A 24,530-nucleotide genomic window follows, 5' to 3' on the forward strand; every position below is an offset into this window, starting at 1 on the left:
TCGTGAATTCCTTATTGAACCTCATCGTCAACGGCCTAGCGACCGGCATGCTGGTGTTTCTGCTGGCGGCGGGCCTGACGCTGATCTTCGGCCTCATGAGCGTGCTTAACTTCGCTCACGGCGGTCTGTTCGCCTGGGGCGCCTATGGAGGCGTCTGGCTGTACGGGCTGACCGGGTCGTTCGCGGCGGCGCTGGCCGGCGCGGTCGTCATCGGGATGCTGCTCGGCTGGGTGATGGAGCGCGTCGTCATCCGCCCGGTATACGGCAACCATGTCCAGCAGATCCTCGTGACGCTGGGAGCGATGCTCGTGCTGAGCGAGCTGCTCAAGGTCGTCTTCACCCCGAATCCGCTCAAGGCGGAGACGCCTGCATGGCTGAGCGGAAGCTGGGATGCCGGCGGCGTCATCCTCATCAAATACCGGCTGTTCATCATTCTGGTCGGCGCGCTCGTCTATATCGGACTGACGCTGCTGCTGCGACGCACCCGGATCGGCCTCATCGTGCGCGCCGGCGTCGCCAATCCCGACATGGTGCAGGCGCTCGGCATCAACATCCGGCTCGTCTTCACGCTCGTCTTCATGTTCGGCGCCGGGCTGGCCGCCTTCGGCGGGGCGCTGCTCGCTCCCTACTCCGGCGTCGTCTTCTCGGAAATGGGCATGCAGTTCGCGATCCTCGCCTTCATCGTCGTCGTCATCGGCGGCATGGGCAGCATCCAGGGCTCGGCGCTCGCCTCGCTGCTGGTCGGCCTGTCCGGCGCGCTCATGGCCTACTATGTGCCGGATCTGTCGCTGGCGGCCAACATGCTGCTGATGGTGCTCGTGCTGCTCGTCCGCCCGTCCGGTCTGTTCGGAGCGAAGGGAGGCGGAGCATGAGCCGCACGCCTCTTCAGCCCCGATCCGAGTCGGCCGCGCCGCCAAAAAGAGCCCGCAGCGTCATGGGCAGGCTGTCCGCGCTGCAGGGAAGGTCCAGCCGCGCGCATAACGTCGTCGTCCTGCTGCTGTTCGTCCTGCTGGCCGCGCTGCCGGCGGTCAGCGATTCGCGCAGCCTGTTCATCCTGCTGACGCAGGTGTTCATTCTCGCCGTGTTCGCCATGAGCTACGACCTGCTGCTCGGCTTCACCGGCATCGTCTCGTTCGGCCACGCGATGTTCTTCGGCCTCGGCGCCTACTCGACCGGCCTGTTTCTGAGCAGGTTCGAGGCTACGCTGCCGATGCTCTTGCTGTCCGTAATCGCGGGCATGGCGCTGGCCGCCGCGCTGAGCTACCTCGTCGGCGTGCTCTCGCTGCGGCTCAAGAGCCATTTCTACGCGATGCTCACGCTTGCCTTCGCCGGCCTGCTGCTCGTCGCCGCCGAAAAATGGCGCTCGCTCACCAAAGGAAGCGACGGCTTCACCTTCGCCATCCCCGAGCCGCTCAAGGACCGCGCGACGCTGTATCTGGTCTGCCTGTGCACGCTGGCCGCGGTGTACGTGGCGCTTCGCCGCTTTACCCGGTCTCCGCTCGGCTCGGTGCTGCAGGCGATCCGGGAGAACGAGCAGCGGACCGAGTCGCTCGGCTACCGGATCGTCCCGTACAAGATCGCGGCGTCCGTCGTCGCCGGCGCGGCCGCCAGCATCAGCGGGTCGCTCTACGTGCTGACGCTGCGTTTCGTCAATACGACGGTGTTCTCGATGGACATGACGCTGAACGCCCTGCTCATGACGATCATCGGCGGCGTCGGCACGCTGTACGGAGCCGTCATCGGCGCCGCGGTCATCGAGTGGGCGCATCAGCTGCTCACCGATCTCGCCGGCGTGCATCCCATTTTCGAGCGCTGGATCATTTTCTTCGGCCTGCTCTACATCGTCGTCGTGCTTGTATTTCCGTCCGGCATCGCCGGCACCTGCGCCTCCTGGCTGAGCTCCATGCGGCGCAGGCGGCAGCCGGAAGATCCAGAGGAGGAGAGGCCATGAGCGAGTCCGCGCTGTGTTCGTTTGTCGTTCGCTGCACCCCTTGCGACAGTCCGAGCGGGTGGAGGATCAAGGTGACGCATGTGCAGGAGCAGGTCGAGCTGACGATGGCCACCCTGGACGAAGCCGCCGACTATATGAAAAGCAGGCTGGAAAGGAGGCAGCTCCCATCATGACTCTTCAAGCTCATGCCGAACAAGCCGTCTCGCTGATCGCCGTCGGCCTCTACATCCCCGATGCCCGGATGACCAGCGCCGAGATCGCCGAGGCGTCCGGCGTGCCGCAGCCCGTCGTCGAGTCCAAGCTCGGCTTGCGCAGCAAGCCGGTGCCCGGCCCGGAGGACGGCACCTGCGAGATGGGCATCCGCGCCGCCAGGCAGGCGCTGGCGCGCAGCGGCGTCGATCCGATGGATATCGACGCCGTCATCTACATCGGCGAAGAGCATAAGGAGCACCCGGTATGGACGGCCGCGCTCAAGCTGCAGGAGGAGATCGGCGCGCGGCGGGCGATCGGCTGGGACATCGCCTTGCGCTGCTGCACCGCGATCGCCGGGCTCAAGATCGCCAAGACGATGATGAGCGGCGATCCGTCGCTCCGCACCGTGCTGCTCGCAGGCGGCTACCGCAACGGCGACCTGATCGATATGGCCGATCCCGCCACGCGGTTCATGCTGAACCTGTCTGCCGGCGGCGGAGCGCTGATCCTACGCAGGGACGCGGGAGCTGAGTACCCCCGTCTGCTGGATACCGCGCTGCTGACGGACGGCTCGTTCAGCGAGGATGTCGTCGTCGGCGCCGGCGGCACCCGCCAGCCGCTCACTCCAGAGCTGCTGGCGGCCGGCGAGCCGCGCTTCCGCGTGCAGGATGCCGAGGCGATGAAGGAACGGCTCGACCGGCTGTCGATGAAGCGGTTCGAGGAGGTCATCCGCCGCTCGGCCGCGGACAGCGGCTGCGATGACCCGGCCGGCCTGGCCTATCTCGGCCTGCTGCATATGAAGCGCTCCGCGCATCATCATGTGCTCCGCGCGCTCGGCGTTGCGGAAGAGCGGGCGATCTACCTGGAGGACTACGGCCATATGGGACAGTTCGATCCGATCCTTCATCTCGAACTGATCGCCCGGGATGGCCGCATGAAGCCGGGAGACGCGGCGACTCTCGCCGCAGCGGGCATCGGCTACGCTTGGGGAGCGACGACGCTGAGCTGGGGGGATGAGCCATGTCCGTGGAGCTGAAATCGGTCCGCCTCGACAGCGGAGAGACGATCGGTTATCGGCAGCGCTCCGGCGGCGAGGAGGCCGTGCTGCTCCTTCATGGCAACATGAACTCCTCGGTCCACTGGGACGTCGTCCTGGAGCGGATGGAAGCCCGGTATGCCGTCTATGCCGTCGACCTGCGGGGCTTCGGCACGTCGACTTACCTTGCTCCGGCAGTCCGGCTTTCGGACTATGCGGACGATGTGGCGGCATTCATGGAGAAGATCGGGCTGCCTCGCGCCATCGTCTGGGGCTGGTCGACCGGCGGCGGAGTCGCGATGGAGCTGGCGGCTCGACATCCGGAGCGGGTCGACAGGCTGGTGCTGCTCGCCTCGGTCTCGACTCGCGGATACCCGCAGCATGAAGACGGACCGGACGGCAGGCCGGATCTCTCGAGCAGGCTGACGAGCGCAGACGGAATCCGAGCGGACCGCCGCAACCGGCGGATCCTGCAGGCGAACGAGGAGCGCGACAAGCCGTTCATGAAAGCCTTGTTCGACGCCGTCATCTACGAGCGCCGGCAGCCGGAGCCGCAGCGGTACGAGGCTTATCTGGAGGATATCCTGACCCAGCGCAATCTGATGGACATCTATGAGGCGCTCAATGCGTTCAACATCAGCCGCTTCGATCATCCCGCCGGAGCCGGCACCGGAGCCGTCGACCTCGTCGAGGCTCCGGTCCTGGCGGTCCGTGGGACGGAGGACAAGGTGATCAGCGAGGCGATGCATCGCGAGCTGATGGAGGATTTCCGAGGCAGAGCGGCCGAAGCGCTGCTGCCGGGCTGCGGCCATTCGCCGCTCATAGACGATCCCGAGCGGCTGCTGGATGTCGTACAATCGTTTTTGCAGGAGGGAGCATGAGCATGAGATTGGATGGAAAGACCGCGATCATCACCGGCGGAGCGGGCGGCATCGGCTGGGCCGCGGCCACGCTCTTCCTCGAGCAGGGAGCGCGGGTCGTCGTCGCTGACTACAACGAAGCCGCTGGGATGCAGCGGATCGCGTCGCTCGATCCGAAGCTGCAGGGGCAAGCCCGCTTCATCGCCGTCGACGTCTCGAGCGAGGAGCAGGTGGAGGCGATGGCCCACGCCGCGCTCGCCTGGCTGGGAGCGATCGACATCCTCGTCAACAATGCCGGCATCACGAGGGACGCGATGCTGTCGCGGATGACGACCGAGCAGTGGAAGCAGGTGCTGGACGTGAATCTGAGCGGCGTGTACTACTGCACGAAGCATGTTTCCCCGCATATGGCTGCCAGAGGCAAGGGCAAGATCATCAACACCAGCTCGATCGTAGGCGTGCAGGGCAATCTCGGCCAGACCAACTATGCGGCCGCCAAGGCAGGCGTCATCGGCATGACCCGCACCTGGGCGAAGGAGCTCGGCTACAAGGGCGTCTGCGTCAATGCGGTCGCTCCCGGCTTCATCGCGACGGACATGGTCGCGTCCATGCCGGAGCAGGCCATCGCCGCGATGAGCGAGCGGGTTCCGCTGCGCAGGCTCGGACAGCCGGAGGATGTCGCTCAGGCGTATCTGTACCTCGCGTCGGATGCCGCCGATTATGTGAACGGCACCGTGCTGGAGGTCAATGGCGGACTGAGCATCTAGCCTCCGTCGATAGAGAATGGCATCGGAATCGACGTTAATGCCATTTAGGGTTAACTTCATTAATGGATGAAAAAGCCGCATGCCACGCGGCTTTTTTGCTTTCCCGGAAAGCTCCATGCCGGCGGGCGACGCGGAGTCGATGGATGAAATAGGCAAATGCGGTTGACTTGCCAGGTACTTCGTGTTACTTTGTAGTGGTAGTAAGTGTCACAGGATACCTGTCTTACTGAATAGCAAGGAGTGGTCGTGCTGGAAAACTTGACGGAAATGCTCAAAGGCGTATTGGAGGGCTGCATCCTCGAAATCATCAGCCGCGAAGAAACCTATGGGTATGAAATTACGCGGCGGCTGAACGCGCTCGGCTTCAAGGATGTCGTAGAGGGGACGGTGTACACGATCCTGATCCGGCTGGAAAAAAACAAGCTGGTGGAAACGTTCAAGAAGCCGTCCGACGTTGGACCGCCGCGGAAATTCTATGCGATCAACGATGCGGGTCGCGCGGAGCTGCGGCGGTTCTGGGAAAAATGGCAGTTCGTCTCATCTAAGCTGCAGGAACTGAAGGAGGAAATGTCATGAACTTTTGGGAAAAGGTCACGGGCAGCGACATGAACAAGGAAATCCGGACATTTGAATCGAGAGTGAAGAAGCTGCCGGCGGATCATCAAGCGGCATGGGCCGCCATCCAGGCGAATCTTTGGCCGTATTCCGACTTCAGCGGCCGCAATCTCATCCCGATCCTGGACGGCGTCGTCGGCCTGCTGGAAGAAGCGGCCGCAGAAGGCCAGAGCGTCCAGGATGTCTTGGGCGATGACATCAAAGGCTTCTGCTCCGCGCTGGCGGGCGAAGAGGGCGCCAAGTCCTTCCGCGACAAGTGGCGCGAGCAGCTGAATGATGCGGTCGCCAGAAAACTGAAGAAGCAGGAGGGGAAATAAATGAACATCCGCGACATCATCGAAGGCAAAAAAGAATGGCGCGCGCATGTAGCCCGCGTCAAAGCGCTTCCGCAGGATTATCAGATCGTGTACAACGAGATGCAGAGGTATTTGTTCAAGGTCGGGCCGGTCGAGCTGACCGAGGGGAACGGCGTGCTCTCGGGAATCGTCGATCTTTTTGAAGAAGGCGCGGCATCGGGAAGAGGCGTGCTCGAGGTGACAGGCAGCGACGTCGCGGCTTTTTGCGACGATCTGATCCGCGATTCCAAAACCTACGCGGATCTCGTTCAGGAATCGGTACGCCAAAGCAAAAAAAAGTAAAGGGAGACGGTGGAAATGAAGAACGCCATAAAGGTAACCGGACTGCAAAAGTCGTTCAAGAACACGGAAGTGCTCAAGGGCGTCCATTTCGAAGTGCGGCCAGGCGAGATTTTCGCTTTGCTCGGCTCCAACGGCGCGGGCAAGACGACGATTGTCCGAATTCTCGCCACGCTGCTCAAGCCGGACGGAGGAGCCGCTGAGGTCGGCGGATTTGATGTCGCGACGCAGCCCGGGAAGGTCCGGCATGCGATCAGCCTGACCGGCCAGTTTGCCGCTGTGGATGAGATTTTGACCGGGCGGGAAAATCTGATCCTGATGGCGAAGCTGCGGCATCTGGATCAACCGCGTCAAGTCGCGGACGGCTTGCTGAAGCGCTTCGGCTTGACGGACGCGGCCGACCGCAAGCCATCGACGTATTCGGGCGGCATGCGCCGCAGGCTCGACATCGCCTTGAGCCTGGTCGGGCAGCCGCAGGTCATTTTTCTCGACGAGCCGACGACCGGGCTTGATCCGGAAGCGCGCATCGAGGTATGGAAGATCGTCAAGGAGCTCGCCGGCAGCGGCGCGACGGTATTCCTGACGACGCAGTATTTGGAGGAAGCCGAGCAGCTTGCCGACCGGATCGCCATTTTGCATGAGGGCCGCATCATCGCCAACGGCACGCTGGCGGAGCTGAAAAGCCTTTTCCCGCAAGCCAAGGTGGAGTATGTAGAGAAGCAGCCGACTTTAGAGGAAATATTCCTTGCCATCATCGGCAAGAAGGAGGTCGTGTAACATGGGAGAGGCCAAAACGTATTTCTTCCGCGACATGAGCGTCATGCTGGGGCGGTCCATGCGCCATATTTTCCGCAGCATGGATACCATGTTGACGGTTTGCATTACGCCGATCGCGATGATGCTGTTGTTTGTCTATGTATTCGGCGGCGCGATCGAAACGGGCACGGGCAATTATGTGAACTACCTGCTGCCGGGCATTCTGCTCATGGCCATCGCCAGCGGAGTCGCTTACGTCGCTTACCGCTTGTTCATCGACAAGCAGAGGGGCATCATGGAGCGGTTTCACTCGATGCCGATCGCCCGTTCCACCGTCCTATGGGGTCATGTCCTGACGTCGGTCGTCTCCAACGTCATCTCGATCGTCGTCATCATTCTCGTCGCGCTTCTGATGGGCTTCCGCTCGTCAGCAGGAGTCCTGTCTTGGCTCGCCGTAGCCGGCATCCTCGTCTTGTTCACCTTGGCCTTGACGTGGATCGCGGCGATCGCCGGACTGACGGGCAAAACGATGGAAGGAGCAAGCGCGTTTTCGTACCCCTTGATTTTCCTCCCGTTCATCAGCTCCGCCTTTGTGCCGACGGATTCGATGCCGCTTATCGTGCGGGTCTTTGCCGAAAACCAGCCGGTGACCTCGATCGTGGAAACGATCCGATCGCTGCTGTCGAATCAGCCGGTCGGCACGGAGATTTGGGTCGCTTTGGCATGGTGCCTGGGGATCATGCTCGTCGCTTATTTCTTTGCGGTGCGCGCTTATAATCGGATTGTCGCTTAAAAGAGCAATCGAGAAGAAATCCATCCAGCCGCAACATAGTAGACTATTCGTAGGCACCTGAAATCTTGATTACGAAGGGGATGGAGCGCTATGGCCAATATCGAGCACTTGCAGACGGTGAATGTTCCAGCATCGACGGTTTATGAAGCTTTGACGACTGCAAAAGGACTTTCCGAAATATGGACGAATGAACTCGTCGTCCACGATCAGGTCGGCCTCATCCATGAGTTCCGATTCGGCGGCGAAGGCCTGACGAAGATGAGGATCGACGAGCTTGTCGCCGATAAGAAGATTTTGTGGCATTGCGTGGATTCGGATCCAGAATGGATCGGGACGACGATATCTTTTGAGCTGTCGGAAAAAAACGGGCGGACTTCCATTGTCCTTCGTCAGATGGACTGGAAGGAAGTCACCGCATTTTATCGCTCCTGCAACTATAACTGGGCCATCTTTTTGTACAGCCTCAAGCAGTACTGCGAAGAAGGCGAAGGGCTTCCGTATCATAAACGAAAGTTCTAAGCTCGAGAGCGTTGAATCGTGACGATGCTCATAACGTTAGATGAAAAGACGTCCTGATACGGGATGGATGATACGGTTCAAAAACGGCGGCTCAATCGATGAGAGCCGTTTTTCTTTCTATACATCTTCACAAAACTCGTATTTTGTACAGATGTCAGTATGAAGACTCAAGGCTCTGTGCATCAAGACTTCTTGTCTAGACTTTACTTTCGTAATAAGTCTCGAATTCAGCAACAGAGTCAAACTGGTTTAATGATACACCTTCTGCTTTGAGGTGATTCTCTAACTTTGGTTCAAGAAGCCAAGCGACTTAAAAATGTTTGCCGCGATCTCTTGAGCCTGAGTTCGACAATAGACCAAGTCCTTGGAGGCTTGGGTAAGCCGCATTTTAGCCAAGTTGATGAGGCAATCCTTTAATACGGATTCGGCTTTGCTGATTAAGTCAGCTGCTTTGGACTCACTGCCCATGTTGGATATTATCTCACGGAGCCCCATGAACCTCGCAAGATCATCTTCTGATCGAACATATAACAGCTCACAGTCTGCAATAATCGTCGTGCTCCACTCCTCAGATCTTGCCATTCTTTCAGCACGATCCCATGCGATTGGCCAGAAATCAAAACTTATACCGTCGATAATAAACTGACACTCCACTTCTCTTCCTTTGGCCGTGGCCGGAATGAAAAAGAAATCCAAATCCGATCGTTCAGTCGCTCGACCCTGTAAATATGATCCTTAGTATCCGACAATAGCAATATCTTGAGGTAAATGGGTCTTAATATGTTTTACAATAATGTCAGCTACGGAAAAAACATCAACCATTAGAAAACCTCCTTGTTGTTCTATATGATTATATCAAATACAGTCCCTAATTTTGGCAGAAAAATTAAGTATAGCTATTCTGATCATTAACACAAAAAACTGCCAATCGTTCGCCGGCAGTCTCCGTTAATTGTATAGTATTTTGTACATATGTATGTAAGTTGAATTATGACTCCCAACGTTATCATAAATGACATTGACGATTTAAAGTCGACGGTTTATAATCGGAATCAAATAAACCATGTCATAATACATCACACAAATTCTTGTATAAGCTCATTAATCGGAGTGAGCGTCTCGACCAGGCAACCGTAATTGCCCCAGGCTACAAGAGGCCGCCAGATAGATTCTGTCTCCGTTCATTATCGGGACGCGACGGAATCCTTATCTCGCGCCTCTTAAGCTTGGGGCTTTATTGCGTTAATTCCAATTCCAGTAAGGAGTGTTCTAAATGACCCTTTCCAACGGCGTAGACGACACGCAAGTCCAACTTCCTCGCGATTGCACGTTCTCCCCCACCGATTGGCAGGTGCTGGCCAAGTATTGGTATCCCGTCGCGATCGCGGAAGAAATCAAAGATAAGCCCGTCGCGGTCAAGCTGCTTGACGTCAAACTGGTGTGCTATCGCAGCCATGGTCAAGTGGTCGTCGCACGCGACATGTGCTTTCATCGCGGTGCCCCGCTTAGCAAAGGATGGGTTGAAAATGAGGAGATCGTATGCCCTTACCATGGCTTCCGTTACAACTGCGAAGGCGTGTGCACCTCCGTCCCCGCCCATCCCGATGGGAAAATATCGCCCAAGCTCAAGCTTATTACGTATCCTTCCATCGAAAAATACGGCCTGATCTGGACGTCTATTGCCGGGACGGAAGTGAATATTCCCGACTTCCCCGGCTGGGAGGATCCTGACTACATTAATGTACTGCCTCCTAGCTTCGATATTGCCGGCTCCGCGGGACGTCAAATGGAAGGCTTCCTGGACGTCTCCCACTTCGCCTTTGTTCATACGGAGACGTTCGGGGATCGAAATAATACGGAGGTGCCGCAATACAAAGTGACGAGAGACGGCCATACTCTCCTTGCGGATTATTGGAGCACCGTCAGCAATTATGGCAAGGGTCAAGAGAATCCAGCTCCCGAGGGATTCATGTGGCTGCGCGCGTTCCGAGTGTTCGCTCCGTTTGCCGCTTCGCTGACGGTTCACTTCCCCTTCGACGGCAAGCTGATGATTTTGAACTGCGCCTCCCCCGTCTCGGCAAGATACACGAGACTCTTCAGCCCGATCTCGAGAAACTTCGATAAGAGCGTGCCGGCGGAGGATACCATCAAGTTTAACTTGCAGGTATTCCAAGAGGATGCCGATATGGTCGAGCTGCAGACTCCGGAGGATCTTCCTCTAGATCTATTGGCAGAAGCTCATATCCCCGCCGATCGGACGTCGATTGCCTACCGACAACTGCTTACAGATCTTGGATTAGGACGCAGCTATACCTCCTAAAGGAGTCATTACCACCGCAAAAATCCAATGCACCATAAAGAGTCCCATCTCTATTGCGGACGTGAAGCCATAATCGAGAAATGCTGGAACAAGCAAGCTGAAATTCCGATCACATTAAGCAAAGAGGCACTCCATAGGTGCCTCTTTGCTGTTCAACGCTTGAAACGATTATTTCCACTCCGTAAATCAACAGCGATCTCATCTATTTTTCTAACGACCGCCGTTTCTTCTCCCCTTATGCTCTCGCTTGCCATTTCCCTTAGCGCCGCGTGATCTCCTACACAAATCGAATGATGAGCGTATTGGAACATGGGAATATCATTGATGTCGTTCCCAAATGCGATGTATTCGCCTGGTTTAAGCCCTAGCGCTTGAAGTCCAACCCACTTGTCAATGCCGTCAGGACTTATGTCGATGATATCTTCCGTTCCGTGGGTATACATTCTGATCGGCAGCTTCTCTAGTTCATTTATCAGTTTGACTGAATCTTTACTGCTTAAGACAACAACTTTGACGATCTCTTTTAATTCATCGAATCGGACGTTTTTTGCACGAATTTCCGGATCCAAATTTTTGCGTATGGGATGTTCGGGATCTCCGGTATAGGAATAATCCCATAAGCTGTCCATTAAATAGGCTGCTTCATACTCCATAAGTAAATCGATGATTCGTTTGCCTATGGACGCCTCTAATTGAATTGAAGAGACAGGCTTGCCGCCTTTATATACGAAGCCGCCATTCCCTCCTATCATCGGAGCATGATGCAAGTGAACGGGCAGTATAGGCAGCAGATCGCGGATAGGTCTGGCGGAAGCAAAAATGACCTCATGGCCTTCCATCGCTATCCGATCCAAGGCCTTGATGATCGGGTCGCTTAACGGATTTCCTTTAAAGCAAATTGTTCCATCCAAGTCAAATACGAATTTCATCTAAAATATCCTCCCTCGGTTTTTCTAATCGTAACAAAATGGTTTAAAATGAAAAGGACCGATGTCTGAATTGGAGGATACGAATGAAAGTCTCCTATGAGCTTAACGAAATACTTGAGTTTATCGCTCGCTTCGAGTTAGACACCATGTTTTCAGAACTGAATTCAATCCCTCTTCAGCTTCGCTCCTATAGGCAAAATGAAGTTGTCCTGCATGAAGGAGATGAACTGGAGGGCCTTTACCTGCTGCTGGAGGGTCAGGCTAAGGTGACGACAAGCGTCGAGAACGGAAAATCGCTCTTGCTTCGCTTTTGTCATCCTGTTTCCGTCTTCGGCGACATTGAGCTTATCCAAAAAGTAGATATCCAGTCTCAGGTCTTAGCGGTAGAGGACTCTCGTTTCCTATTTATTGATAAGGCTACCGTGGAGAATAAGCTGTTGCAGGATTATCGATTTTTAAACGAATTGTTGAAGCACCTGACTTATAAACTCCAGACTTGCACATCCGCCTCCAGAATAAACCTGCTCTCTTCCGTTGAAGAACGTTTGGCCATTTATCTATTGACCACGCGAGATCCAAACGAATTTGGCAAAGAAATTCAAACGGAGAATATTGCGGAAATCTCTTCTGTTATAGGCACTACGACTCGGCATTTAAACCGTACCATTCAAAAGCTGTCCGACTCCGGGGTCCTGATCAAAAAGCGGAACGGATTTCTTGTAAACGACTGGGATAAATTAGATGAAATAACGGGGGGATTGCGTTATCACTAATCGGCGATGTCGACGATCATGAACACCTTTGGAATCCTAGCGCGAGCTGACTCTTCAAAAAAGCATCCGCCGCATAAAAGAGCCCAAGCCGCAACCGGCTTGGGCTCCTTTATGTTTCGCATCCGTTCGGCATGACGACCAGGCTCGGCAGCGGGCTGTGCATTCAGCTCCGCTTCAACCGTCGCTGGTCGCGAGCTCCCTTCCTACTGGATCTCCAGATAATCGAGGTAGACGTCCCAGGTTCCGTTATCCGACGTGCACACGAGCTGGATCTCCTGATTGCCCGTGCCGTGGCTGACGTTCGAGATCGTGTAGACCGCGGGATTGCTGTCGCCGAAGTAGAACGTGCCCTTCGTGACGCCGCCGATCTTCAGGTCGACCCGCGCCATCGTCGAGTTGCTCGAAGCGCCTCTCAGCGAGAAGCTGTGCGTGCCGGTCGTAAAGTTCTGCGTATACTTCACCAGATCGTTGTTGGCATACAGCGCGACGCCGTTGAACGGCGAGCTGATGTTCGACGCGTACTGGCCGCCCTTGGTCATCGCCTCGGCCTCCACCTTCGTGGCGGTTCCCGGCGTGCCTCCGCCCCCGCCTCCGCCGCTGCCGCCGATCGTCAGCGTATGGCTTGTCACGTTGGCGCTGCCGCTGCTCTGGTAGCCTTCGACGGTCAGCGCGACTTCGTACATCTTGCCCATCGTCATGCCGAGGCTTTCCCATTTCTTGAAATGCTCGCTGACCGAGATCGTGCCTCCTGAGCGCTTCGACTGGCGTACGCTCCAGTACTGCTTGAACGTCGCCGTGCCGATGATCGACGGCTGGTTCACGCGCGTCGTCTCATAGATGTCGTAGGTCCCGCCGTCGACCGAGATCGTTCCCTTGAACGTGCCCGTCGGGCGGTAAGTCCCCCAGTTGTCGACAATGTAGTACTCGACGAGCGGATCCTTCGTCCAGCCGTAGACGCACAGATAGGAGTTGCCGCCGGGATTGAACGTCGCGTTGTAGTTGATGGAGATGTTGCCGAGCTGGCCGTGCGTCTTGGTCGAGTCGAACTTTTTGCCTTTGCGGAACAAGGCGTTGTTGATGCCGCTCCACTGGGCGCTGAACGTGCCGCCGCTGTTCAGCGTCATGCTCGTCGTGCCGGAGTCCTTCCACAGCTCGTAGTCGTAGCCGTCCTGCGTTCCGGTCTGGTTGGACGTGATGGTCGTCGCCGCATGGGCGATGCTTGCGGGCAGCGCGAGCGCCAGGGAGAGCAGCAGCGTCAGGAATACCTTGGTCTTTCCGCGTTTCATTCGATCTTCCTCCTTTGAAATTGGGGTGCCTCCGTCCGGTTCGCTGTCCGTCCACAGCGAAAATTCGATCACGCCCTTTCCGTTCGATTTATTGTAAGCGGTTGCATAAATGATTTTAGCAGAGCCTTCTTTCGCCCGGCACCCGATTAAGTTTAGCTTTTACCCCAAAAAGTTTAGTCTTTTTCCAGAAAAATCCGTTCGACGAATCGCTCTTGCGGAAGACGGAAAGGAAATCCTTGAAATAGCTCATGGGCCGACTTCCTCTGCCGCAGGGCTTGGATGAAAGTCGTTTTCCGAAATCCAGCGGGCGAGCTTGCTCGAATCGGTGACAGCGGACCACAGCTTTTCCATCGTGGTCTTAAAGGAGAAATGCATGGATAACGACAGGCTCATTCCCAATCCGCCCCCTCAATTAGACACCTTTAGGTGCCGGTTTGAGTGTGGGGCACCGTTTGGAGTCCAGTCAATTAAAAAAATCCCTTTTTCAAGGGATTTTCATGGAGCGGCAGAAGGGCCGCCTGCGCTTTATTTGCGCCAGAACGTCGTGCAGTCGGCCTTGTCCTCGATGTTGAAGGCGATGATCCGTTCCAGCAGCGGATAATCGACCGGGCGGCCCCACTTGAAGCGGATCAAGCCCTTCGTATGATCATGCTTGGACTCGACGATCTCCTCCAGGAAGCGATTCATGGCCGCCTCCTCGGGAGCGACAGCCAGATGCTGCTTGGATGCGCTGAACCCGATGATGAACGTCTCATGATCGGTGAACATCGGCTGGTTCCAGGCGATCTTCGGCTGCAGCTGCGGGAACGTTGCCGCCACCCAGGCCAGCGCCTCCTCCATCTGCTCCCGATGGTCCGGCCGGTCGATCCCCGCGATATAGGCCTCGAATGCTTCCAATCCGTTCTCCTCCCTCCGCTCCTTCATCCTTGCAAATACTTCCCGGTGATCGACCGTTCCTCCCGAACCATCGCGGCAGGCGGTCCTTCGAATACGACCTCCCCGCCCATGCTGCCTCCGTCCGGCCCCATGTCGACGATCCAGTCCGCCTGGCTGATCACGTCGAGGTTGTGCTCGATGACGATGACCGTATTGCCGGCATCGACAAGCCGATTCATGATGTCCAGCAGATGCCCGATATCGGACATGTGCAGTCCCGTCGTCGGCTCGTCCATCACATAGATGCTGCCTTTCTTATGCAGCTCGCTCGCCAGCTTGATCCGCTGGCATTCGCCGCCGGAGAGCGTGCTGAGCGGCTGACCGAGCGTGATGTAGCCAAGCCCGACGTCGCTCATGGCCCGCAGCTTCCGCACGACCTCCTTCAGCTGGAAAAACGCCAGCGCCTGCTCCACGGTCATCTCCAGCACGTCGGCGATCGACTTGCCGTCAAGCTTGTAGCCGAGCACTTCTTCCTTGAACCGCTTGCCGCCGCATGCCTCGCAAGGCAGCTTCACGCTGTCGAGGTAGGCGAGATCCGCATACACGACGCCGAGGCCCTGACAGTTCTCGCAGGCGCCTTTGGAGTTGAAGCTGAACAAGCCCGGGCTGACCTTGTTCGCGGAAGCGAACGCCTTGCGGACATCGTCCATGATGCCCGTATACGTCGCCGGATTCGAGCGGGTGGACACGCCGACCGCCGACTGGTCGATGACGATCGCATCCTCATGCTGCCGGAGAAAGACGTCATGGATGAGCGTGCTCTTGCCGGAGCCGGCGACGCCTGTGACGACCGTCAGCACGCCGGCGGGAATGTCGACGCTCACGTTTTTCAAATTATGAAGCGACGCCTGGCGCACAGGCAGCGCGCCCGACGGCTTGCGGACGTCCTGCTTCAGCCGGAGCGGCCGCTTCATGAACCGGCCGGTGAGCGTGCCCGATTCCAGGAGGCCGTCATAGCTGCCCTCGTAGACGATGCTGCCGCCTCGGCTGCCCGCGTGAGGGCCGACATCGACGATATGGTCGGCGATCCGGATCACGTCGGGATCATGCTCGACGACGAGGACGGTATTGCCTTTGTCGCGCAGCTTGCGCAGCAGCTCGTTCAGCCGATGCACGTCGCGCGGATGCAGGCCGACGCTCGGCTCGTCGAATATATACGTCACATCCACCAGGCTGCCGCTCAGATGCTTCACCATCTTGACGCGCTGCGACTCGCCGCCGGACAGCGTGTCCGTCTCGCGGTCGAGCGTCAAGTAGCCGAGTCCGATGTCCGTCAGATGCTGCAGGCGCTCCGCCAGCGCTCGCACGACGGGCGCGGCGGCAGGGTCGTCGATCTCCCGCACGACGCGGATGAGCCGGCTCGCTTCCATCGCGGACATCTCGGCGATGTTCAGCCCGTTGATCCGGCAGGCGAGCGCAGCCGCATTCAGCCTGGCGCCGCGGCAGCCGGAGCAGGGACCTTCCGCGATATACGGAGTCACCGCGCGCTGCGTGCGCTCGGACATTGTCTTGATGTCGCGCTTGATGTACTTGTTGGTGAATTTCTCGATGAAGCCTTCCACGGTCAAATTCATCGTCTTGCCGCCGAACTGCACCTCGACCTTCTTGGCCTTGCCGTACAGCAGCTGGTCCAGCTCCTCCGGCTCGTAGTCGTCCAGCTTTTTGTCGGGGTCGAACGAGCCGTATTGCAGCAGCATCGACCACTCCCAGCTGTCGACGGCGTAGTCGGGCAGTTGGATGGCGCCTTCCTTCAGCGATTTCGACATGTCGACCGCCTTGTCCATATCGACGCCGAGCTTGCGGCCGAGACCGCTGCATTCGGGACACATGCCTTGCGGATCGTTGAACGAGAACCGGTTGACCGGTCCGACATGAGGCTGTCCGATCCGCGAGAACAGCAGCCGGACGATCGGCGAGATGTCGGTGATCGTGCCCAGCGTGGAGTGGGAGCCGCCGCCGAGCCGCTTCTGGTCGACGATGACCGCCATGCTTAGATTTTGAATATCATCGGCGTCGGGTTGAGGGTACTTCGGAAGGAAGTTGCGCACGAACATGCTGAAGTTCTCGTTCAGCAAGCGCTGGGACTCGGAGGCGATCGTATCGAAAACGATCGAGGACTTGCCGGAGCCGGATACCCCGGTGAAAATGGTGATCTTTCGTTTGGGAATGCTGAGCGTGACGTTCTTGAGGTTGTTTTCGCGCGCGCCTGAGATGAGGATATGCTCCTGGCTCGGACTGTTCATGCATGACCGCCTTTCAATCGGGAATGGTAGCTGAGGCATCACCCCTTATCCTACCATCGCAGCGGCATCGAGGGAAGCCGTCCGAATCGAACCGAGCGCAAGCGCCGGCTTGCATCCGCATAAAAAATCCGGCGGAGCCGAGGGCTTCGCCGGATCTGGTCTTCTTGAGCTTGGCTGGCCCGCAGGCAGCCGGCCTTCAGGCAGGATCGGCGTCCGAGCCGTCGCCGGCCTTCGGCGCCGGCTTCGATGCCGGCTCCAGCAAGCCGTCCAGCTCCCGCTCGAGCCGCTCCATGAGCGCCCGGAATTCGGCGGTCGAGGCCGATTCCGGCTGCAGGCGGGCGCTTTGGTTCAACGCCGCCAGCTTCTGGATGACCGCCGGATGCTCGCCCATGAGCTCCCTCAGCGCCAGCTTGCCGCGCCTCGGTTCATGCCGCTCCCGATGCTCGAATTCCCGGCCGCCGCGTCCACGGTAGCTCCAGCCTTCGCCCTCGCGCGATTCCTCGCCGCCGCTTCTCTCGCGAAGCGCGGCCTCGCCCTGCTCCGTGATGTGGTACAGCTTCTTGCCGTCCGCATCGGTATAGCCTGCCAGCTGCATGTCCTCGAGCAGCTGCAGGTTCGGATAGATCGAGCCGGCGCTTGGGCTGTACAGCCCGCCGGTGCGCTCCTCCATCTCCTTGATCAGCTGGTAGCCGTGCTTCGGCCCGGTCTTCAGCAGCTCCAGCAACGCAAACTTGAACTCGCCCCGCTCGAAGAAGCGCCGCTTGCCCTCGCCCCGTCCGCCGCCGAAGCCGCCTCCATGCGGATGGAACGGATGGCCGCGGTGATGCCAGGCCCGCCCGCCGTGATCCTTGCCGCCGAAGCGGCCACGATGCCAGCCATGCCTGCCATGCTCATGTCGCATCCAAATCGCCTCCAATACGATATATCGTAACAACCTCAGTTTAATACGATATATCGCATTGTGTCAAGCGATCGCGGTCAGCCTTCTGTCCCGCCGATACGAAAAAGCCCGGCCAGGGCGGCAAGGTCATCGAGTCAAGCTTAACTTGATGACCTTGCCGAGGCGGCCGAGCTTTTTCGCATATCCAATGAGATTCTATTGCTTTTGAGTGACCTGGGCTTTTACCGATGAAGAATTTTCCTCAATACCGTATTCCCTTCGGCTCTGGGACCGAATACATCCGGGATGACCATTGTGGCCTGAAACTTTTCCATGAGGCAAGGTAGAGTTTGATTTTAATCAGGTCCGTCCGGCAGCCTTCATCGCGAGCCGAGCGTTCAGCCGCTCCGAGCAGAGCCACATCGCCGCCGCGGAGAGCAGCAGGTAGGCCGGCAGCAGGCTGACTGCGAACGTGCCGGCGATCAGGCCGAACAGCGGCGGCAGCAGCGTGCTGCCCGTGTAGGCGACGGCCATCTGGTAGCCGATGATCGTCTGCGCCGGTCCCGAGCCGAAGCGAGCCGGCGTCTCGTGCAGCATGCACGGGAAGATCGGCGCGAGGCCGAGGCCGATGACGATGAAGCCGGCGAGCGAAAAGACCGGCGGCAGCGGCGCGAGCAGCAGCAGCGTGCCGACGAGGGCGAGCGCCTGGCCGCCGCGGATGAGCGAGCGGTTGCTGATCCGCACCGTCAGGAAGCCGGTCAGGAAGCGGCCGACGGTAATGCCCCCATAATAGAAGGAAATCCATTTGGCCGCCTCGTCCGAGGCGAAGCCTTTCGTGCCGACGAGATAGCTGCTGCCCCATAGGCCGAGCGTCGCCTCCACCCCGCAGTAGAACAGGAACGAGCCGAGCGCGAGCTTGACGCCGGGCAGGCGGATCGGCTTCACGGCCGCTCCGGACGATACGGTCAAGTCGCTGGCTTCGTCGGCGCCTTCCCCCTGTCGGGAACGGGCGACTTTTTTCCAAAGCGGCAGCGAGGCGAGCAGCACGGCGACGAGACCAAGCTGCAGGTACGCGACATGGGCGTATCCGTCGCGCCAATCGCCGCCCTGGATCGCCTGCGCCATGATGACCGGGCCAAGCGTGGCGCCGACGCCCCAGAAGCTGTGCAGCCAGCTCATATGGCGCGCGGCGTAGTTGGCGGCGACATAGTGGTTCAGGCCGGCGTCGACCGCGCCTGCCCCGAGTCCGAGCGGTATTGCGAACAGCGCCAGCCAGCCCCAGCCGGGCGAAAAGGCGAAGCCGAGCAGCGCGAGCGCCGTCATCGCGACGCTGACCAGCGTGACAGCGCCTGTGCCGAAGCGGCCGATGAGCCGGCCCGTCGCCAGGCTCGAGAGGATCGTGCCGACCGTAATCGTCATGGACAGCAGGCCCGCCGCTCCGAGCGGCGCCCCGAGCGGACCGTGCATCGCCGGCCAGGCGGCGCCGAGCAGCGAGTCCGGCAGGCCGAGGCTGATGAACGCGAGATAGATGATGAGTAGAAAAAAGGTAGCCATGATGCGTTGTTCTCCTGTCGGCATAGGATCGTGAAGCTTTTTTCAGTTTGGACCTTCCCGCCCGGTTTGATCAAGCGTTTTTTGCCGATGCGCGCAAAAAAGCCGTTTCCGCTCGTGCGGAAACGGCTGCACCGGACGCGTACATCAGCCCTCCAGCAGCGCCTGTCCGATATACCGCCCCTCCCGGATGCCGCCTGGAATTGCGAACAGCGCCGATGCGGTATGCTGCGTGTACTCGTTCAAGCGGTCCCGCGACTGCATGAGGCGCAGCATCGGCACGAACTGCCGGCGCGGGCTTTGCTGGTAGCTGAGAAAGAGCAGCCCGGCGTCAAGCTGCCCGGTTCGAGGATCGACTGCTCCGGCGTAGGAGAATGCGCGTCGATGGATGAGCTGCCCGGACTGCTTCGCAAGCGCGACATGGGAGTCGGGAGGCAGCCGGTCGGACTGCGGTGGATCGAATTCGTCCGTGCTTCCATAGGCGGCGCCGGACGCCTTGAAGCGGCCGAACGTATCCTGCTGCGCCTGCAGCGAGCTGCGATCCCATACCTCCAGCAGCATGCGGATTTTGCGGTAAGCCAAGTACGTCCCTCCCTGCATCCATGCCGGCTCCCCCGCTCCGGCCCACACGACCTGGCGCCGCCCTTCCTCGCTGTCATGCAGCCGGTTCGCCGTGCCGTCCTTGAAGCCGAACAGGTTGCGCGGCGTGCCGCCTCCGGACGGAGAGCGCAGGAAGCCCTCCTCGATCCAGACGAGCGTGGCCGTGCCGGAAGCGAGGCGGATGAGATTGCGTACAGCATGGAAAGCGACCTGCGGGTCGTCGGCGCAAGCCTGGACGACAATGTCGCCGGCCTCGAATGCCGGATCGAGGTGATCGCCGGGCATGGACGGGATCGGTTCTAGCTCGGCGGGCCTGCGGGAGTCGAGGCCGAAGCGGTCCTTTCCGCCTTGAAGGAACAAAGTCGGTCCGAAGCCGAACGTCAGCGTCAGCCGGGCCAGATCCAGATCGAAAGCTTCCCCGGTATCTACGGGAGGCAGCTGATCGTTGCCGCTGTCCTGACGCCATCGTCCTGCCGTCCGCTGCGAGGCGAACTTCGTCCACTCCCGCAGCATCCGCGACAGCTCCTCCCTTCGGCTGGCGACGACGCGAAACGCAGCCAGCACGAGAAAGCTTTGCTGGGGCGTGACGATGCCGGACTGATGCTCGCCATAGAAAGGAAGCGGCTCGTCCGCTCCGGCGGTGCCGGAAGCCGCGCCCCTGCCGATCGCTCCCAAAACCGCGCCCGCTCCCCCGCCGCCGATCGCCAGCGCCGCACCCGCGACGGCCGACAGCTTGAGGAAGTCGCGGCGCGACAGCGGCTGTCGGTCGCCGGTCATCCGAGCAGGCCCGCCGTCTGCGTCATGGAGTCGGACAAGCCGCTCAGCTTGTCGCTGATCGCGCGGATCTGCTCGGTCGACAGCTTGTCGTAGGCGATGTAGCCGTCGCCTTCCCGATGCGAGAGGAGCAGAGCTTCCATGTCCTGGAACTGAGCGTCGAGCCTCGAGGCCAGCTCCGGATCATGCTCGTTGAGCGCAGGGATGATCGCCAGATAGACCGTCTTCGATCCGTTGACGTTTGCGGCCAGATCGACGAGATCGGTCTTCGAGTAGATCTCCTCCTCGCCGGTTATTTTCGAGGTGGCGGCTTCGTTGATCAGCTCGATGGAGCCGGCGACCATCGTCTTGGCGTCCAGCTTGATCGCCTTCACTTTTTCTGCGAGCTCCTTCGTATCGGCGACGAGCTGATCGGCGTAGACGCTCATGCCGTCTAGCGAGCCGTCGGCCCAGAGCGCTTTCTCGATCCGGTGGTAGCCGGTCCATTCGCTCTCGTCCTCGACATCGGCCAGCCTGGCGTCGATGCGCGGATCGAGATCGCCGAAGCTTTCGGCCACCGGCTCGATCGTCTCGAAATAGACGCGTGCCTTGACGTACTCTGCCTTTGCCCGCTCCATGTCGCCGGACTTGACTGCCTCCGTGAAAATGGCGGTCGCTGCGGCTAGAGCATCCGCCTGCTCCTTGACGAACGTCTCGTAGCCGGCAACCGCCTGAACGAGCAGCTCCGAGGAGGTCGCTTTCGACGGCTCCGCCCGTTCCAGGCGGTCCAGCGCCTGCATCAGGCTGCGCGCCGACTGGCCGAGCTCGCCGAAGTCGATCTTGTCGTAGGCGGAGGCCGAGAAGACCGGCATTTCATATTTCTCCACCTCCGTGTACTCCAGCGGGAACGTCTGGCGAACCGCATTTTCGTAGGAAAGCCACTGATCGTTGATTTCCTTGCCGAGCCGCTTCGTTTCGTCCGCATTTCGGTCGTCGATCGCCTTTTGCAGCTTTCCGGTCTCGATCTTCAGCTTGGCGGTGCTGCTCTTAATCGAGTCGAGCGGTTCGTCCGCTCCGCCGGCTTCGTTCTTGCCCCCATTGCCGGAGCAGGCGGACATCAGCAGCAGGCCGCCCAAGCAGAGAGCGGCCCAAGTACGGGAATGAGTAGACATGCAGCAATTCTCCTTTGAGTCGTATTGTTCGTTTGCGATTAGGACAACATCTGCTTGGCCGTCGATCGCGCGCGCCGAAGAGGCCGAAGCGCAAGCGCGACGAGCGCCGCAATGACAAGCGCAAGCTGCGGCCAGGTGCTGGTCCAGGACGGATACAGGCTGATTGACGCCAGCTCCGGAAGCCGGCTGTCTGAGGCAAGCGGCAACATGCCTGCCATCTGGAGGCTGTGGATGCCGGAGCCGAGGAATTTGAAGCATAGGTAGAACACGACCGCGCTCGAGGCCAAAAACAGAGGCCGCAGCGGCAGTCTCGTCCCTGCCAGCTTGATCGCTCCGGCGACCGCCGCGAGCATCGCCAAGCCTGCCGCGAGGCCTGCCAGCAGCATCGGCAGCGAAAGCTTCCCGGCGAGCCCGATGAGGAAGATCGCCGTCTCGACGCCCTCTCTGGCGACCGCCAGGAAGGCGAGCGCCGCGAAGCCGATCCCGCTGCCCGCCGAGCTTGTCCGGTCGGCTCGCGTCCGCAGCCGCGCGCCGCGCCGCCGGATGTCGGCTTGCCGATGGAGCCAGTAGCTGACATACAGGAGCATGACGCTTGACAGCAGGCCGGTCCAGCCGTTCAGCAGCATGCTGCTCGTGCCGGCGACGGCGCTCGTCAGCCAGATGGCGATGGCTGCGGCGGCTCCGATGCTGACGAGCAGTCCAACCGCAGTGCCGGCAGCGATCCATCGCTTGGGGCGTCTAGCGGAGGAGCGGTCGGCCGCGATGCCGAGCGCTCCGATGACGAGCACCGCCTCCATCCCCTCCCGAAACGGAATGAGCGCCGCGTCGAGCCATGTGAAGCCGGCATCGGCGAGCGGAGCGAGCGACTGCGCCATCCGGCCGAGCACCTCCGAGGCGAGCGGTCGTTGCTTCTCGTTCGTCAGATAGGCGTCCGCCAGCACGAGATCCCGCTCGGCGTCATGATAGACGGCTGCGGACTTGCCGACGACATCGCCTTCCACCGACAGCCACTCCTGCTGCAGACGCTTGACGAGCCGCGAAGCCTCGGCCCATTGCTGACGATCCGCCAGCGCCTTCGCCTCCAGCAGCTGCGTGGAATAGCGCGAGAGCGTCATGCCGGAGCTGCCTTGCGCATAAGCGCCATCTTCGTAGGCATGCAGGGAGAAGCGCAGCGAGGACGCGGCGTCGGCCGCCTTCTCCGCTTCGTTGCCGAGCAGCGCCAGCGACAAGGCCGCGATCTGCCGGTCGATCTCGAGCGCCAGATCGAGGGACTCCGACTTCACGCCTGCCTTATGGCCGGACCACCATTTTTTGAGCTCCTTCGCCGCACTCTGCGCCCCCGCTTCATCTTGCAGCTGCAGCTTGTCGTACAGCCGATCCGCGATGGCCGCGGCTCCTGCTTGCGTGCTTGTCGCCGCAGCCGCAGCGCTTGCCGCAGCGCTTGCCGCAGTCAAGATGGCGCACAGGCCTAGCACAAGAGTCAGCGCCAGAAGCATGGAGAAGCGACGCGGACGGCTTGCTTCATCGCTTCGGTCCATTGCGTCCCCCTCTTTCATTGATAACCATTATCATTTGACAGTTAAATCTTATAGTTGTGAATAGTTGATTGTCAATTAGAAATATCAAGTCCGGTTTTCGAGAACGAAAAAACCGGCCTCCCGATAGGGGAAGCCGGTTCGTGCCGCATCACTGCATCAGTTTTCCGTCGCCGGCTGCCAGCGCTTCACGCCGTCGTCCTCGACGATGCCGAGATTGACGTCGACGATGTTGGCATCGGCCAGCAAGCTGTCGCGCACCCGGTACTTGATGTCGTCCGCGTCCGCGAGCGACAGGCCGGAGACGAGCTCGATCGTGCCGTCGACATGATAATAGCGGCCTTCCTGAATGATCCGCAGCTGGAAGATGTCCGTCACCTGCGGATCGGCGACGATGATCGCGGCGACCCGCTCCTCCACGTCTTTCGGCGCGGCGACGCCGATCAGGCCGACCATGTTGTCGTAGCCGACGCGGAAGGCGACGCCGACCATGAGGAAGCCGATCAGGATCGAGGAGATGCCGTCGAGCAGGGCGAAGCTCGTCAGCGAGGTGACGACGACCGCGATGAGCGCGAGCAGGGCGCCCGTCGTGGCGACGAGGTCCTCGTAGAACACGAGGCGCGTCGGCGGCGCGGCGCGGCCGACGTTGCGGAACGCCGCGGACACGACGCCCATTCCTTTCGCCTCCACCCTCGCTTCATGCGTAATTTCCTTCATCGCCTTGATCAGCACGAACAGATCGACCGCGAGCGAGAGCAGCAGCACGCCGACATTGAGCCAGAAGCCGCTCGACTCCGACGGATGCTTCAATAAATGAAAGCCCTCGTGGATCGTCTCGTACGCCATGATCGTCACGACGAGCACGGCGATCATGCAGAAAATATTGATCACCCGTCCGAAGCCGGTCGGGAACCGCTTGGTCGGGCTTTTCTCCGCGAGCACGCTGCCTCCGAAGACGAACGCCTGGTTGATCGCATCGGCGATCGAGTGCATCATCGAGGCGAACATCGCTCCGCTTCCCGTCGTCGCGGCCGCGATTCCTTTTACGATCGCCAGGCCGGTATTGCCGACCGCCGCCGTGCCCGACGAGGTATTCCCTTTTTTGACTAGCTGCCAGAAGCCAGGCTGTTCCGCAGAGCTGCTCATCGTTTCCTTTACCTCCCAAAATTTTCAGACTGAGCGATTATACGCCGGCTTGGCCCGATCGGGTTCATAAAATTGTCACAGAAGATTTTAACCCGGATCGGCCGGTTTGGAACATCCTGGCTTCACCAGCGGTTAAACCATCCCGAACATGGACATAGTAGCCGCATCCCGGCGAAGGTTTGAACAGAATGTGAACGCTTCGAAAAGATGGGAACAGAAGGCGGCCCTCGTTCGTAGAACGTCTTGGCTGCAGCCGACAGGCGCGGGCCTGTCCAAGCCGCA

25 protein-coding genes, 1 pseudogene and 1 riboswitch are annotated in these 24,530 nt (G+C 59.6%); of the genes and pseudogenes, 14 read left to right on the top strand and 12 right to left on the bottom strand.

The annotated features are described in order from the left end of the window. Positions 1-2 precede the first annotated feature (2 nt). The 13 genes from NYE40_RS12190 to NYE40_RS12250 all read left to right on the top strand — a co-directional run bounded on the left by NYE40_RS12190 (position 3) and on the right by NYE40_RS12250 (position 10,444). A complete protein-coding gene (locus NYE40_RS12190; RefSeq protein ID WP_028597729.1) occupies positions 3-872 on the top strand; it encodes a branched-chain amino acid ABC transporter permease in 870 nt (289 codons plus the stop codon). Next, on the top strand, positions 869-1,951 hold the full coding sequence (locus tag NYE40_RS12195; protein WP_244912797.1) for a branched-chain amino acid ABC transporter permease: 1,083 nt from the start codon (positions 869-871) through the stop codon (positions 1,949-1,951). The genes NYE40_RS12190 and NYE40_RS12195 overlap by 4 nt, the downstream gene beginning before the upstream one ends. Further along, the gene (locus NYE40_RS12200; protein WP_153783573.1) at positions 1,948-2,124 is read left to right on the top strand and encodes a hypothetical protein; all 177 of its coding nucleotides are present in this window, start codon (positions 1,948-1,950) and stop codon (positions 2,122-2,124) included. Before NYE40_RS12195 ends, NYE40_RS12200 begins: the two co-directional genes overlap by 4 nt. After that, the gene (locus NYE40_RS12205; RefSeq protein WP_101809143.1) at positions 2,121-3,179 is read left to right on the top strand and encodes a 3-oxoacyl-ACP synthase; all 1,059 of its coding nucleotides are present in this window, start codon (positions 2,121-2,123) and stop codon (positions 3,177-3,179) included. The genes NYE40_RS12200 and NYE40_RS12205 overlap by 4 nt, the downstream gene beginning before the upstream one ends. Further along, complete coding sequence (locus NYE40_RS12210) at positions 3,164-4,060, top strand: alpha/beta hydrolase (protein ID WP_028597732.1); 897 nt, start codon at positions 3,164-3,166, stop codon at positions 4,058-4,060. Before NYE40_RS12205 ends, NYE40_RS12210 begins: the two co-directional genes overlap by 16 nt. A gap of 2 nt (positions 4,061-4,062) precedes the next feature. Next, positions 4,063-4,806: a 3-oxoacyl-ACP reductase FabG gene (gene fabG / locus NYE40_RS12215; RefSeq protein ID WP_028597733.1), complete on the top strand. Its 744-nt coding sequence runs from the start codon at positions 4,063-4,065 to the stop codon at positions 4,804-4,806. A gap of 267 nt (positions 4,807-5,073) precedes the next feature. Further along, the gene (locus NYE40_RS12220; RefSeq protein WP_276203375.1) at positions 5,074-5,382 is read left to right on the top strand and encodes a PadR family transcriptional regulator; all 309 of its coding nucleotides are present in this window, start codon (positions 5,074-5,076) and stop codon (positions 5,380-5,382) included. Then, the gene (locus NYE40_RS12225) at positions 5,379-5,738 is read left to right on the top strand and encodes a DUF1048 domain-containing protein (RefSeq protein ID WP_028597735.1); all 360 of its coding nucleotides are present in this window, start codon (positions 5,379-5,381) and stop codon (positions 5,736-5,738) included. The genes NYE40_RS12220 and NYE40_RS12225 overlap by 4 nt, the downstream gene beginning before the upstream one ends. After that, a complete protein-coding gene (locus NYE40_RS12230) occupies positions 5,739-6,059 on the top strand; it encodes a DUF1048 domain-containing protein (RefSeq protein ID WP_028597736.1) in 321 nt (106 codons plus the stop codon). It begins immediately after the preceding gene. 15 nt (positions 6,060-6,074) lie between these two features. Continuing rightward, positions 6,075-6,833 carry an ATP-binding cassette domain-containing protein gene (locus tag NYE40_RS12235; RefSeq protein ID WP_028597737.1) on the top strand — a complete coding sequence of 253 codons (759 nt, stop codon included), beginning with the start codon at positions 6,075-6,077 and terminating at the stop codon, positions 6,831-6,833. Position 6,834: 1 nt separating this feature from the next. Next, complete coding sequence (locus tag NYE40_RS12240) at positions 6,835-7,605, top strand: ABC transporter permease (RefSeq protein WP_028597738.1); 771 nt, start codon at positions 6,835-6,837, stop codon at positions 7,603-7,605. 90 nt (positions 7,606-7,695) lie between these two features. Next, complete coding sequence (locus tag NYE40_RS12245) at positions 7,696-8,124, top strand: SRPBCC domain-containing protein (RefSeq protein WP_028597739.1); 429 nt, start codon at positions 7,696-7,698, stop codon at positions 8,122-8,124. Positions 8,125-9,192: 1,068 nt separating this feature from the next. Continuing rightward, positions 9,193-9,294: riboswitch (purine riboswitch) on the top strand. A 103-nt stretch (positions 9,295-9,397) separates the two neighbouring features. Beyond that, positions 9,398-10,444, top strand: a complete 1,047-nt coding sequence (locus tag NYE40_RS12250; RefSeq protein WP_028597741.1) for an aromatic ring-hydroxylating dioxygenase subunit alpha — start codon at positions 9,398-9,400, stop codon at positions 10,442-10,444. A 152-nt stretch (positions 10,445-10,596) separates the two neighbouring features. On the opposite strand, the gene NYE40_RS12255 is transcribed toward NYE40_RS12250, so the two are convergent. Continuing rightward, positions 10,597-11,373, bottom strand: coding sequence for an HAD family hydrolase (locus tag NYE40_RS12255; RefSeq protein ID WP_028597742.1), 777 nt, complete (start codon positions 11,371-11,373; stop codon positions 10,597-10,599). An 83-nt stretch (positions 11,374-11,456) separates the two neighbouring features. Between NYE40_RS12255 and NYE40_RS12260 the strand changes: the two genes are divergently transcribed. Next, positions 11,457-12,146, top strand: coding sequence for a Crp/Fnr family transcriptional regulator (locus NYE40_RS12260; protein WP_028597743.1), 690 nt, complete (start codon positions 11,457-11,459; stop codon positions 12,144-12,146). Between the two features lie 203 nt (positions 12,147-12,349). Here the strand turns inward: NYE40_RS12260 and NYE40_RS12265 are convergent, their stop codons facing one another. The 11 genes and pseudogenes from NYE40_RS12265 to NYE40_RS12315 form a co-directional block, all read right to left on the bottom strand. Beyond that, positions 12,350-13,432 (bottom strand): glycoside hydrolase family 11 protein, encoded by a 1,083-nt coding sequence (locus NYE40_RS12265; RefSeq protein WP_028597744.1) that lies wholly within the window; start codon positions 13,430-13,432, stop codon positions 12,350-12,352. A gap of 115 nt (positions 13,433-13,547) precedes the next feature. After that, positions 13,548-13,682 carry a hypothetical protein gene (locus tag NYE40_RS12270; RefSeq protein ID WP_255309706.1) on the bottom strand — a complete coding sequence of 45 codons (135 nt, stop codon included), beginning with the start codon at positions 13,680-13,682 and terminating at the stop codon, positions 13,548-13,550. A 26-nt stretch (positions 13,683-13,708) separates the two neighbouring features. Continuing rightward, positions 13,709-13,825 (bottom strand): annotated as a pseudogene (locus NYE40_RS12275) (SRPBCC domain-containing protein); the annotation flags it as partial. Positions 13,826-13,957: 132 nt separating this feature from the next. Continuing rightward, positions 13,958-14,329 (bottom strand): iron chaperone, encoded by a 372-nt coding sequence (locus tag NYE40_RS12280; protein ID WP_028597745.1) that lies wholly within the window; start codon positions 14,327-14,329, stop codon positions 13,958-13,960. Between the two features lie 23 nt (positions 14,330-14,352). Further along, the gene (locus tag NYE40_RS12285) at positions 14,353-16,611 is read right to left on the bottom strand and encodes an excinuclease ABC subunit UvrA (RefSeq protein WP_153783582.1); all 2,259 of its coding nucleotides are present in this window, start codon (positions 16,609-16,611) and stop codon (positions 14,353-14,355) included. A gap of 196 nt (positions 16,612-16,807) precedes the next feature. Next, complete coding sequence (locus NYE40_RS12290) at positions 16,808-17,512, bottom strand: PadR family transcriptional regulator (RefSeq protein ID WP_052332993.1); 705 nt, start codon at positions 17,510-17,512, stop codon at positions 16,808-16,810. A gap of 339 nt (positions 17,513-17,851) precedes the next feature. Beyond that, entirely contained in the window at positions 17,852-19,045 is a 1,194-nt protein-coding gene (locus NYE40_RS12295) for an MFS transporter (RefSeq protein ID WP_028597747.1), read from the bottom strand. A gap of 144 nt (positions 19,046-19,189) precedes the next feature. After that, positions 19,190-20,419, bottom strand: coding sequence for an iron uptake transporter deferrochelatase/peroxidase subunit (gene efeB / locus NYE40_RS12300; protein ID WP_028597748.1), 1,230 nt, complete (start codon positions 20,417-20,419; stop codon positions 19,190-19,192). Beyond that, positions 20,416-21,567: an iron uptake system protein EfeO gene (gene efeO / locus NYE40_RS12305; RefSeq protein ID WP_339278513.1), complete on the bottom strand. Its 1,152-nt coding sequence runs from the start codon at positions 21,565-21,567 to the stop codon at positions 20,416-20,418. The genes efeB and efeO overlap by 4 nt, the downstream gene beginning before the upstream one ends. Positions 21,568-21,605: 38 nt before the next feature. After that, on the bottom strand, positions 21,606-23,105 hold the full coding sequence (locus tag NYE40_RS12310) for an FTR1 family protein (protein WP_339278515.1): 1,500 nt from the start codon (positions 23,103-23,105) through the stop codon (positions 21,606-21,608). Positions 23,106-23,261: 156 nt separating this feature from the next. Continuing rightward, a complete protein-coding gene (locus NYE40_RS12315) occupies positions 23,262-24,248 on the bottom strand; it encodes a cation diffusion facilitator family transporter (protein WP_339278516.1) in 987 nt (328 codons plus the stop codon). Between the last annotated feature and the right edge of the window lie 282 nt (positions 24,249-24,530).

The sequence above is a fragment of the Paenibacillus sp. FSL W8-1187 genome (genome assembly GCF_037965485.1).
In the GTDB taxonomy this organism is placed as follows: Bacteria; Bacillota; Bacilli; order Paenibacillales; family Paenibacillaceae; genus Paenibacillus_O; species Paenibacillus_O pasadenensis.

Bases quoted from the DNA above. Each gene is read 5' to 3' on its own strand.
- efeO (WP_339278513.1), bottom strand. From the start codon at position 21,567: ATGTCTACTCATTCCCGTACTTGGGCCGCTCTCTGCTTGGGCGGCCTG.
- NYE40_RS12295 (WP_028597747.1), bottom strand. From the start codon at position 19,045: ATGGCTACCTTTTTTCTACTCATCATCTATCTCGCGTTCATCAGCCTC.
- NYE40_RS12270 (WP_255309706.1), bottom strand. From the start codon at position 13,682: ATGAGCTATTTCAAGGATTTCCTTTCCGTCTTCCGCAAGAGCGATTCG.
- NYE40_RS12260 (WP_028597743.1), top strand. From the start codon at position 11,457: ATGAAAGTCTCCTATGAGCTTAACGAAATACTTGAGTTTATCGCTCGC.
- NYE40_RS12220 (WP_276203375.1), top strand. From the start codon at position 5,074: ATGCTCAAAGGCGTATTGGAGGGCTGCATCCTCGAAATCATCAGCCGC.
- NYE40_RS12195 (WP_244912797.1), top strand. From the start codon at position 869: ATGAGCCGCACGCCTCTTCAGCCCCGATCCGAGTCGGCCGCGCCGCCA.
- NYE40_RS12285 (WP_153783582.1), bottom strand. From the start codon at position 16,611: ATGAACAGTCCGAGCCAGGAGCATATCCTCATCTCAGGCGCGCGCGAA.
- NYE40_RS12240 (WP_028597738.1), top strand. From the start codon at position 6,835: ATGGGAGAGGCCAAAACGTATTTCTTCCGCGACATGAGCGTCATGCTG.
- fabG (WP_028597733.1), top strand. From the start codon at position 4,063: ATGAGATTGGATGGAAAGACCGCGATCATCACCGGCGGAGCGGGCGGC.
- NYE40_RS12310 (WP_339278515.1), bottom strand. From the start codon at position 23,105: ATGGACCGAAGCGATGAAGCAAGCCGTCCGCGTCGCTTCTCCATGCTT.
- efeB (WP_028597748.1), bottom strand. From the start codon at position 20,419: ATGACCGGCGACCGACAGCCGCTGTCGCGCCGCGACTTCCTCAAGCTG.
- NYE40_RS12210 (WP_028597732.1), top strand. From the start codon at position 3,164: ATGTCCGTGGAGCTGAAATCGGTCCGCCTCGACAGCGGAGAGACGATC.
- NYE40_RS12250 (WP_028597741.1), top strand. From the start codon at position 9,398: ATGACCCTTTCCAACGGCGTAGACGACACGCAAGTCCAACTTCCTCGC.
- NYE40_RS12225 (WP_028597735.1), top strand. From the start codon at position 5,379: ATGAACTTTTGGGAAAAGGTCACGGGCAGCGACATGAACAAGGAAATC.
- NYE40_RS12235 (WP_028597737.1), top strand. From the start codon at position 6,075: ATGAAGAACGCCATAAAGGTAACCGGACTGCAAAAGTCGTTCAAGAAC.
- NYE40_RS12265 (WP_028597744.1), bottom strand. From the start codon at position 13,432: ATGAAACGCGGAAAGACCAAGGTATTCCTGACGCTGCTGCTCTCCCTG.
- NYE40_RS12255 (WP_028597742.1), bottom strand. From the start codon at position 11,373: ATGAAATTCGTATTTGACTTGGATGGAACAATTTGCTTTAAAGGAAAT.
- NYE40_RS12230 (WP_028597736.1), top strand. From the start codon at position 5,739: ATGAACATCCGCGACATCATCGAAGGCAAAAAAGAATGGCGCGCGCAT.
- NYE40_RS12245 (WP_028597739.1), top strand. From the start codon at position 7,696: ATGGCCAATATCGAGCACTTGCAGACGGTGAATGTTCCAGCATCGACG.
- NYE40_RS12315 (WP_339278516.1), bottom strand. From the start codon at position 24,248: ATGAGCAGCTCTGCGGAACAGCCTGGCTTCTGGCAGCTAGTCAAAAAA.
- NYE40_RS12290 (WP_052332993.1), bottom strand. From the start codon at position 17,512: ATGCGACATGAGCATGGCAGGCATGGCTGGCATCGTGGCCGCTTCGGC.
- NYE40_RS12205 (WP_101809143.1), top strand. From the start codon at position 2,121: ATGACTCTTCAAGCTCATGCCGAACAAGCCGTCTCGCTGATCGCCGTC.
- NYE40_RS12200 (WP_153783573.1), top strand. From the start codon at position 1,948: ATGAGCGAGTCCGCGCTGTGTTCGTTTGTCGTTCGCTGCACCCCTTGC.